This is a genomic window from Leptospira borgpetersenii serovar Javanica, from assembly GCF_003046425.1.
Lineage (GTDB): Bacteria > Spirochaetota > Leptospiria > Leptospirales > Leptospiraceae > Leptospira > Leptospira borgpetersenii.
Window position 1 is genome coordinate 20,001 of record NZ_QAJG01000006.1, and the last position, 10,000, is coordinate 30,000.

The following is a 10,000-nucleotide window of genomic DNA, read 5'->3' on the forward strand; positions in this document are numbered from 1 at the left end:
TCGAAAGAGGCGATCCTCGAAGGAATCATAGAATCGCATGATAAAATCCTAAAACGTTATATTACGGACGAAGTTGTCTCGAATCCGAGTCGGGAAGATCTGATTGTGAACGTCTCTGAAAGTATCATCAGTCTTGTTAAGGAAAACGAGGATTATCTCAGACTTTATTGGAATCTTATGCTTCAACCCAAAATTCATAGATTGAAGCGTAGAAATATTCGTCTCGTGAATATGATTTTTTTTGAAACTTCCAAAAAAACGATCCGTTCCATTAAACCGAATTACACGGAATTCGAAATTAAGAATTTAGCCTCCACTACAATCGGTTATATGATCAATTATCTCACGAACAAAAAAGAATTCTCGCTCGACGACTTTCGCAACTATCTCGTCCACACTCTGAAAAATACATAGAAAGAGTTCCGCTAGAAATCTCGGAAGAAATTTAGAAACGACTTCATACTCATCGAAGTTATATAGAAGATTTCAGGAATATTCAGTAGTAAAAGTATTTGACAAAATTGAAAAAGAAGCATTAAAACTTTATGAACGATCTATCTATTCTATATGAGGATCAAAAGAATGGTAGTAAAAATGGTGGCCCCAAGGGGCTTTCACGGATCCCAACATGATGGATCGCGGCAAAAGTGGCATATTCTCGGATCGGTGTGGAGCCTGTAGCTTTTGTAATCGCTTCAGTTGGAGCCAATAATTCTAAACTACTATTTCCTAATTTAAAAAACTTTAGAATATTTCGAAATCCTAAATCTTTGCAACCGGAGATTATTCATTACACAAGACTTATGCCAACAATGCAATTAAAGACAAATTAAAAAAGAGGAATATTCAGTATTGAATTCCAAATAAAAAGAATATGAGAATCCTGAATAGATTGCTCCATTAATCCCTTTAGATGGAAAGTCAAACTTACTTTTGCTTGGCTCAACGTGCTTAGAGCTATAAAGACTCTCTGGAAATTCAAACTCGATAATTACGTTATTCTATTCCAACTCGAATCTGCTATCATTTTATTTAGAATGTCTCGTAAATAGATAGATTTTGGGACAAGTTTTTATATTTAAAACAAATTCCAAGAAAAAACTTCAAATTATTAAAGAAATCAAATCCAAACTAGTAAAAGTGTGTTGAATTTGGTTGCGAATCTTATTATCTAAAAAAATCATCTATGCTTGCCATTTTAATTTCCAGTATTTTGTCTTTGTACATTTTTATTTCTTTTGGAATTTTAACAGAACGAATTTTAAAAGTGAAATTTCAATTCACGGACAAGGTTTTAATAGGCTTGTCCGTAACAAATACGTTAGTATCTCTTGTATCTTTATTTTTACCAATAACCGTATCGATATTATATATTTTTCTATTATTTTGTTCCATCTTTTTATATTTTGAAAGAGAAAATCTAAAGTTGTTAATATTTGATTTGAATCGCAAAAGTATTGTTTTTATCATAACGTTTCCGTTTTTATTATCAGCGCTGATTTTTTCCTTAAACCCTCCGTTTGCTTACGATTCAGGGCTTTATCATATTCAATCTATCAAATGGATTCAGGAATATACAGTAGTTCCCGGTCTGGCTAATTTACACGGAAGATTTGGTTTTAACTCGAATATATTTACAATCTTTGCACTTACCTCTTTAAAAGAGATTTTTAAACAAGAAATATTCTCGGTTAATTTCGTAATTTATTCTATATTAGTGCTACATTCTATAAATAGAATGTATAAAGCTTTCAAACAAGAAAGATTTACAAACTTTTTTTTATTAAATTCGATCGTATTATTTTTAGTTTTGGAGCAGTTTATAAGCTTATCATCCCCTACTCCGGATCTCATTTCTATCATACTTCCATTATATATCCTGACAAACTTGCCAAAAAATGAAAACCATTCAGGATTAAAATTAGAAAACTATTTCGCCTCCATTATTTTATCCGTATATACCATAAGTGTTAAGCTGGCTACCGTTCCGATTTGTATATTAGTTTTACTTTTTATAATTCGATGTAAATTCGATGGAAAAAAGTTATTGATTCTGATTTCGGCTATGTTTCTGATTCTTTTACCCTGGCTGGTGCGGAATGTCATCCTATCCGGTTATTTAATTTATCCTTTTCCTACTATTGATCTTTTCAATTTTGATTGGAAAGTTCCCTTAGATAGTGTCATTTCCGAAAAATTATCAATCACAGGATGGGCAAGAAATCCAGGAGAGGGATATAAAGAAGCTGCTCAGATGAAGTTTTGGGAATGGTTTCCAATTTGGTGGAACAAAATTTCAAAATTGAATCGACTTTTTATTCTTATATCCTTCTTATCTCCCATTTTTGTTCTTATATACGGGTTATTTAAAAAAGCAAGAGTAGATTTTCAAACGTTTGTAATACTTTTTACTTCTTGGGCTGGGGTGATCTTTTGGATTTTACTCGCTCCAGATATAAGATTCGGCAAAGCGTTTCTAAGTGTTTCCGCAATTTCACCTCTTTTCTATTTTGATTTTAGGATTAATTTTTTTCCGATCAAAATATCGAAAACTTCAAAACAAATAATTCTTGTTTTCATTTTTATTGTAATATCCGTTTTTTTAATAAACCGCAGAACTTATAATAGGTGTAAGCGTTTCATTCAGGAAAACTCAGCATTTTTTGTCCGCCCTAAAAAAATAGAAATTCCGCAAAATCTAGAATTTACAAAGATTCAAATGAATGACTTAGAAATTTTTCTTCCTGCCAAAAGTGATCGATGTTACGACCATGAGTTACCCTGTATGCCTTATAAAAATCATAATTTGATTTTAAGGGGCAAAACCTTACAATCAGGATTTAAATATATTCAAAATTAATAATATTTTTTTAAGCTAAATTTTTTATCCGACAAAATTTTCTAAACATAGGAGTCCCTACTTTTAGAATTTGTTAGTAAAATCACGATTTGTTGTAGTTCCACATTTTAGAATAGATTTACAAAGATCAAATTCCAACTTCCTACAAAAAAATGTATCATGAATTTCAACCGCCGAACTCACGTTATTTTAAAGCTGACAAAACGTAACCATGTAATCACCCTATAAAAATAAACACCCAAACGCCAGCTTGTATCCAATAACTTTCAAAACTATTCGTATTTGATTTCAATTTTCCTAGAGTAGATTTTGTTTTTTAATCAATGAACTTAAAGCCGTCTCAAAACCTTTTGTATTCAAAAAACGTAATAATAAAAAAGTGAAATGGACAAATATGATTCAGAGATTCCAAATGCACTTTGGAAAAAATAGCGGAAGGACCTATAAAATAGAGTACCGTTAATTTGAGAATAAATCCCGCGTTTGATGAAGAATTTTAGACACTCTATTATCTATAGATGAGTAATAAAAGAAACATAAAAAGGAGCAGTATTTTAGTTTTGCCGTGAGAAGTTTTGAAGAAATTTCTTATATCAGAAATTTCTACTTTTGTAAAATAAAATCTTAATTTCAAACCTTTGTCGTATTTCCTGCGATTCTTTTCAAAATCCGTCCAAAAAAAGCCCGAGAAAAATCCCGGGCTTTTCGATCTGTAATCTAAACGAACATCGGCACTTTTGACGCCGGCGCTCGATCGATCCGATGATCAGCAGGAATACGTAGTAAGAAATTCGAACGGGTGAGGTCTACCTTCCCAAGGCCAGATTTCAGTTTCAAACTTATACGCTTTGTAAGTTTGAATGAATTCTTCCGTAAATACATCCCCTTTTTTGAGGAACTCTTTATCCAAGAGCATGTGTTCTACGGATTCACGAAGAGTGTGAGGCATTTGTTGAATTCCTTTTTCACGAATTTCATCCAGAGAAAGTTCGAAAAGATCCTCTTCCCGAGGTGGACCCGGATCAATTTTCTTTTGAACTCCGTCGATACCGGCCATAAGCATCGCTGCAAAAGCAAGATAAGGGTTTGAGGAAGAATCAGGGAAACGGAACTCAACCCTTCTTGCTTTGTCCCCATTTACGAAAGGAATACGGCAAGAAGCGGAACGGTTCTGAGCAGAATAAGCTAAAATGGAAGGAGCTTCGAAACCGGGGAGAAGTCTTTTATAAGAATTCGTGGAAGCGTTCGTAAACGCCGCGCAGGCTTTTGCATGAAAAAGAACCCCGCCGATGTAATTCATAGCGGTGTCGCTTAAGTTTTGGTAACCTTTACCAGCGAACAAGTTCACACCGTTTTTCCAAATGGACTGGTGACAATGCATACCGTTGCCGTTGTCACCGTAAAGAGGTTTCGGCATGAAGGTTGCGGTTTTACCGTAATTATGAGCCACCATCTTAACAACGTATTTCAGTTTTTGAACGTTATCCGCCGCTTCAATCAAAGTTCCGAATTTAACACCGATTTCACCTTGACCTTGAGCAACCTCGTGATGGACCACAAAAGTTTCCATACCAATTTGATGAAGAGTCTTAACGATCGCAGCTCTCAGATCCACTTGAGAATCCACAGGAGCTACCGGAAAGTAACCACCTTTGGTGCCGGGACGGTGACCTGTGTTTGTAGAACCGGGAAAGTCAGTGTGAGAATTCCAAATTCCTTCCAAAGAATCAATTTCGTAATATTGAATGTTGATCGCGTCTTTTACTTTAATGTTGTCAAAGATAAAAAATTCGTTTTCAGGACCGAAATACGCAGTGTCCGCAAGACCGGAAGACTCAAGATACTTCAGGGCTTTTTTCGCGATAGAACGAGGACATTTTTCGTAAAGAGTGCCTTTGTAGATGTCAAAAACGTCGCAGAAAACGACAAGAGTAGGATCCGCAGTAAAAGGATCTAAAAAAATCGCATCGGTATCCGGAATCAACTGCATATCGGATCGATCGATCGGTTGCCAAGCAGGTATGGAACTTCCATCAAACGGTAACCCTTTAAAGGAATCCTCGGTAATCGCGATCGTGTGATACGATACGTGGTGCCAAGCTCCTTTGATATCCGTAAAACGGAAATCGTAGAAAAGAACGTTATTCGCCTTGGCATATGCGATAACTTCACTAGGTGTTCTGGACATTCTATTCTCCTGTTAGTCTTCGAGTATTAATCGTTAATTCACGCATAATGCGTCTGTACTTTTAGTGCAAATATCGTACCATTAAACTGAAATCCGATGATTTCCCAAAAAAGAGCCGAAATCTCTTTTTTTCTCCGTTTTAGGAACGAATCCGGAATCAAAGTAAAATTCCTTGAAAGACAGGCAAGCCCTAAAATACACTGCGGTTGCAGATTTTATCTTTTTTCCAATTCAATTGGCAACTAGCTCAAATTTCGTACATTATTCGTACCGATAATTTACATTCTGCATAAATATTATTCAGTATTTGAGAAACTAATGAAACAAATTCATTTTCTTACCGAAGCGGAATTAAAACAAAGATTAGATCGAAAAACTTTCGAATCCCTTTTTGAAAATTCTCATCCGAGTGAATTCGTTTTAAAAGAGTTTTATGATCAAGTAAAAACTTGGGCCCAAGAACTGGATGCGAAATACTGGATCGAATTCCCGGATTCTCTTTTCGAAACATTTGCATCTGAAAAATTGGTTTGTCGTTCTATCTCACTTCTTTCCGACTTTCGTTTTTCAACCCCCCAAGTTGTTCCGTCCACAATCTTCCCTGCTTATGTTTGGAAAAAATGCATCCATTTTCCTTTTGCTTCGAATGAACCCTCTCTTTCCTCTAAAATCGCAACGATCGAAAAAAAAATAGAATTAGTTTCCGGCAAAAAAATAAATAAGAAAGGAAATACTTCCGTATTTCGACTCGAATTTCAAATTTTATCCCAAAGAACTCTCGACCTTAAAAAGATTCTGGAATTACCGATCCCTGAAAATTTTACGGAAAGGATTATCGAAAAACAAGGAAAGTTCTTTCTCATCACTCCGAAATTAAACGGAGTCCAAAGCCTTTTCGCAATCCATGTTCTTTCCAATATATCCGAAAAAATCGAATTCAATTTTTGTAAACTAAAGATCGATCTTTCCGAAAATCAGGAGATGATTCCGATTTGGTTTTCCCGTTCGGGTGCAATTCTTTCGGCGATCGACTTTGAAAATTCCCCTCTTTATACAAAAAATACGGACGAAGATTTTTCCGCTTTAGAGATCGCAGTTCCACCTTGGCTGAGTCCCTCGTTTTTATTTTTGGTACTGGAATCTTCTCTTCTGGATGTTTGGGAAAATTTGAATACGTTTTCTTCGGATACCAAAATTCCGAATTCCTTTCCTCGGTTCGAAAAAAACGAATCCTGGAGAAATTTGACGGAGCACAGATTTGCGTCCCGTGTATCAAGACATGCGGGATTCTTATTTCATTCTCTTCTTCAAAAAGAATACGAGACCGCTAAGAACGTTCTTACTTCCATTTTAGAAAACCGAAGAAAAAAATTGGAGGAATTTGAAATTCCGGATCTTTTGAACCGTTTGAAAGTGATTCAGGATTTCTCCCAAACGATTTCCTTCGATGAAACCGTCTCAAAAGATTGGGAATCCATACAAACGGAAATCACAAATTCCATTTTGGAAAGATGGAAGAAAAAAAAAGAATTAGAGGCGAAAAAAATCGAAGAGATTTCTTCGGCTTCCACATGGAAAATTCTCATCGAAATCTGGAAGTCTTCCATCGGAAGGAAACCTTGACAGTGCAATTCCTTTGAAAAAAATAGCACTGGAACCGATCCAATCGGCTCCAAACAAAGCGGCGACGTAGCTCAGCTGGTTAGAGCAACGGAATCATAATCCGCAGGTCCGGGGTTCGAATCCCTGCGTCGCTAATCGTTTCAAAGGAGAATGACGTTGAAACATTTCTTTCTATTGATTCTTTTTTTTCTGATTTCGACCGGTTCCGTATCGGCTCAATCGGCCGCTTGCAACGAAATTTGCGGTTTCTATTCCGGTTGTGTGGAACAAAACGCCCCTAGAAAACTAAGTGCGGACGAAAAAACCAAAGTAAAAACGGGTTGTATCAATTCTTGTAAAAAACACAGCGCAGCTGTCACGGCCTGTTTTGAGAACCACAAGAGTCAGTGTAAACCGTTCAACGAGTGTATCGTAAACGCATACAATACGAATAAAAAATAAATTTTAGAACTTCATGAGTTTCCTTTGAAGAGCAATGTCGTTCTTCTGTTGAAATGAAAAAGAGCGGAAATCCTCCGCTCTTTTTTTACGTATACATTGTTGTTTGCGGCGATCACCGCCTGTAAGAGTTGAACGTGTTTCTATAAAAAAATTCTAATTTTATAATTTCTGCATATAGTAACGCCGTATTTTTCCAAGTGAAAATTTTCTTTTAAACGGCCGCTTCCGCAACTTTCTCCGCGATAGAAACCGCCTCATTCAATTTTAAAGAAAGAATTTTGGAAATCCCTGGTTCTTCGTTCGTAACTCCAAAAAGAGAATTTGCCCTATTGATCGTAGACTGCGCATGAGTGATCACGATAAACTGAGACTTATCCTTAAACTTATCCAGAATTTGACAGAAACGAAGTTTGTTCGCCTCGTCTAGAGCCGCGTCGATTTCGTCTAAAAAACAAAATGGAGAAGGTTTTACCATATAGATCGCGAAGAGCAACGCAATCGCAGTCATAGATTTTTCACCGCCGGACAAAAGCCGTAAATTTTGAACGTGTTTACCGGGGGGTTCCGCCATAATTTCGATCCCGGCATTCAGACTGTCTTCGTTTTCCGCCAACTCTAAAATCGCACGCCCACCATTGAAAAGAGTGGAAAAAGTTTCCTGAAAATTCTCTCGAATCTTTTCGAAAGTTTCACGGAATAGTTTTTCGGATTCCTCGTTGATTCGATTCAGAACATCCTCTACGTCCGCTTTCGATTTTTCAATATCTTCTTTTTGAACCCGATGGTGCTCGAAAATCTCTTTCACACTTCTATATTCTTCGATGGAAAGAGGATTGATAGAACCCAACATCTGAATGTCGGATTTAAGCCTCTTCAACTTTACTTCTTCTTTGGTTCTTTCCAAATTTCGATTTTGAAATTCCGAAACAAGTTCCTGTTCGGAAATGGAATAGTCGTTATAAAGTTCCTCGGTAAATGAATCAATTTGTACTTTCAAACCGGAAACGGTTCTTTCCTTTTCCGTCAGAATAGGAATCAGATTCTTAAAATCATCCTGATTCTTTTGAATATCATGCTTTAAGTTTTGAATCTCCTTCAAAATATTCCGAAGAGATTCTTTTTCGGATTCAAGAACACGACTCATATCCAAAAATTCATTGTAACTTGATTCTATCTGTTGTTCGAGCTCGGAAACTTCTCTCTCGAATTCCCGTTTTTTAGAGATCACGTTTTGGATGGAATCCTTTGCAGTCTGAATTCTTTTTTCGATCTCTTCTTTACGTAGTTGGATCGCCTTTCCCGCCTCCAGTCTGGAATTTCTTTCGGAACCGAGTTCTAAAACTTTTTTTTCCAGAAATACCGTCTGTTCCTTATTGGCTTCCAAACTTTCTCTCAAAGACTCTATTTTTAAACCGGAATCCTTAATATCTCTCGTAAGATTTTCGTTTTCTAAAATCAGATCCTCGATCTGTTGATCCAAAGCTTCCTTTCTGGATAAAAATCCGTCCCGATCAAAAAGAATGTTTCGAATCATATCCTCGAGATGAACGAACTCCTCGAGTTTGAATCGTAATTCTCCCAGATCAAGTGCCCCCAAAACAGATCGGATCTTCGATTTTTCGGAAAGTTCCAAATCGGATCGTAACGTCTCGATCTTTTGAGAATATTCCGACATCTTGGAAAGGAGAAACTCTTTTAGTTCCCTTCTGCGATTTTCAGTATCAATCGCTTCTTTTTTTCTGGACTCAAGTCGGCTAACGAGTTCGAAAATGACTTCTTTGAGTTTTTCACGAAGCTCATTGTGAACCTTGTCGTTCGAGACAATCTTCGATTCCTTTTCAAGAACGGAAACGTTTTCATCCTCGATTCGTTTTTCAAGACCAAGTTTAGAATCTTTTAGTTTTCGAATCTCGCCCTCAAGTAGTTCGGTCTCTCCTTCCAACTCGGAAACTTCTTTCTGAATTCTTTCTAGATCGATGACCAACAAACTCAAAGAGGATTCTTCCCCATTGAGGATCGAGGTCATCTCCGAAACTCTTTCTTCGTATTCCAGTATAATCTGTCTGTTTTTCTCGATCTTTTCTTTTTGAATTTTCGTTTGGGAAAGATGATCGTATAATTTCTTGTCGATTTCGGAAACCTTCATTTCGATTTCCGATTTATCTTTTTCCAACACTTCGATTCTTCCGGTTTCTTCACCGATCGTATCCAGTAGGGTCTGATTCTTATCCTTGATTCCTTGAAGTTCGTCTTCGGACTCTTTCAATTTTTTGGTAAGAGTGGAAAATTTCAGATAACGTATGATCTTGTCCGTTTCGTCCAATTCCGCTTTGAGTTTGAAATAAACCTCCGCTTTTTCCGCCTGCTTTTCCTTGACTTCCATTTCTTTTTTCATGGAATTCATGATGTCTTGGATGCGAAGGAGATTTTGTTTCGTATCCTCCAGACGTTTCAACGCTTCTTGACGCTCCACTTTGAACCTGGAGATCCCAGCCGCTTCTTCAAAGATCAGTCTCCTTTCCTCCGGTTTGGAATGAAGGATTCGATCTACCTTTCCCTGTTCCATGATTGAATAAGAAGATTTACCGATCCCAGTATCCATCAGAAGTTTTTCGATGTCTTTTCTTTGGACTCTGGAATCGTTGATGCAATATTCGTTGTTACCATCCAGATAAAGTCGGCGAGCCATCTTTACCGACGGATAATCCATCTTAATCAATCGGGAAGAATTATCGAAAACGACGGAAACTTCCGCGTAACCCGCGGGCTTACGCGCCTCGGAGCCGTGAAAGATTACATCGTCCATCTTTTCCCCACGAAGACCTTTCGCTGATTTTTCACCGAAGACCCATTTGACTGCGTCCACGATGTTCGACTTACCGCTTCCA

General features: G+C 37.0%; 6 protein-coding genes, 1 tRNA gene and 1 pseudogene (2 of these 8 only partly in view). 6 read left to right on the top strand and 2 right to left on the bottom strand.

Translation table 11 applies throughout. From position 1 onward, the window contains the following. The 3 genes and pseudogenes from CLV95_RS06140 to CLV95_RS06145 form a co-directional block, all read left to right on the top strand. A protein-coding gene (locus tag CLV95_RS06140; protein WP_002722475.1) for a TetR/AcrR family transcriptional regulator crosses the window boundary here: on the top strand, positions 1–414 show its 3' portion. The gene continues 138 nt to the left of window position 1, outside the view; 414 of the gene's 552 nt are visible here — the last part of the coding sequence; its start codon lies off the left edge, out of view; the stop codon is at positions 412–414. 52 nt (positions 415–466) lie between these two features. Then, positions 467–1,052: pseudogene (locus tag CLV95_RS19280) on the top strand (transposase family protein); the annotation flags it as partial. Positions 1,053–1,186: 134 nt separating this feature from the next. Next, positions 1,187–2,860, top strand: a complete 1,674-nt coding sequence (locus tag CLV95_RS06145) for an LIC_10190 family membrane protein (protein ID WP_002734605.1) — start codon at positions 1,187–1,189, stop codon at positions 2,858–2,860. 766 nt (positions 2,861–3,626) lie between these two features. Here CLV95_RS06145 and glnA read toward each other — a convergent pair. Beyond that, positions 3,627–5,048 carry a type I glutamate--ammonia ligase gene (gene glnA / locus CLV95_RS06155; RefSeq protein ID WP_002726382.1) on the bottom strand — a complete coding sequence of 474 codons (1,422 nt, stop codon included), beginning with the start codon at positions 5,046–5,048 and terminating at the stop codon, positions 3,627–3,629. Positions 5,049–5,366: 318 nt separating this feature from the next. Here glnA and CLV95_RS06160 point away from each other — a divergent pair, with 318 nt between their 5' ends. The 3 genes from CLV95_RS06160 (at position 5,367) to CLV95_RS06170 (ending at position 7,112) form a co-directional block, all read left to right on the top strand. After that, positions 5,367–6,671, top strand: a complete 1,305-nt coding sequence (locus tag CLV95_RS06160; protein WP_002734472.1) for a hypothetical protein — start codon at positions 5,367–5,369, stop codon at positions 6,669–6,671. A gap of 60 nt (positions 6,672–6,731) precedes the next feature. Continuing rightward, a tRNA-Met gene (locus tag CLV95_RS06165) sits at positions 6,732–6,805 on the top strand. A gap of 16 nt (positions 6,806–6,821) precedes the next feature. Further along, positions 6,822–7,112 carry a Cys-rich protein gene (locus CLV95_RS06170; RefSeq protein WP_011670494.1) on the top strand — a complete coding sequence of 97 codons (291 nt, stop codon included), beginning with the start codon at positions 6,822–6,824 and terminating at the stop codon, positions 7,110–7,112. Between the two features lie 211 nt (positions 7,113–7,323). Here CLV95_RS06170 and CLV95_RS06175 read toward each other — a convergent pair whose 3' ends face one another. Next, positions 7,324–10,000: the 3' portion of a chromosome segregation SMC family protein gene (locus tag CLV95_RS06175; protein WP_016748858.1), read on the bottom strand. Its footprint extends 98 nt past the window's final position; only the last 2,677 of its 2,775 coding nucleotides appear in the window; its start codon lies beyond the right edge, outside the window — the gene reads right to left on this strand; its stop codon occupies positions 7,324–7,326.

Excerpts from the sequence above, each read along its gene's own strand:
- CLV95_RS06145 (WP_002734605.1), top strand. The coding sequence starts at position 1,187 with ATGCTTGCCATTTTAATTTCCAGTATTTTGTCTTTGTACATTTTTATT.
- glnA (WP_002726382.1), bottom strand. The coding sequence starts at position 5,048 with ATGTCCAGAACACCTAGTGAAGTTATCGCATATGCCAAGGCGAATAAC.
- CLV95_RS06160 (WP_002734472.1), top strand. The coding sequence starts at position 5,367 with ATGAAACAAATTCATTTTCTTACCGAAGCGGAATTAAAACAAAGATTA.
- CLV95_RS06170 (WP_011670494.1), top strand. The coding sequence starts at position 6,822 with ATGACGTTGAAACATTTCTTTCTATTGATTCTTTTTTTTCTGATTTCG.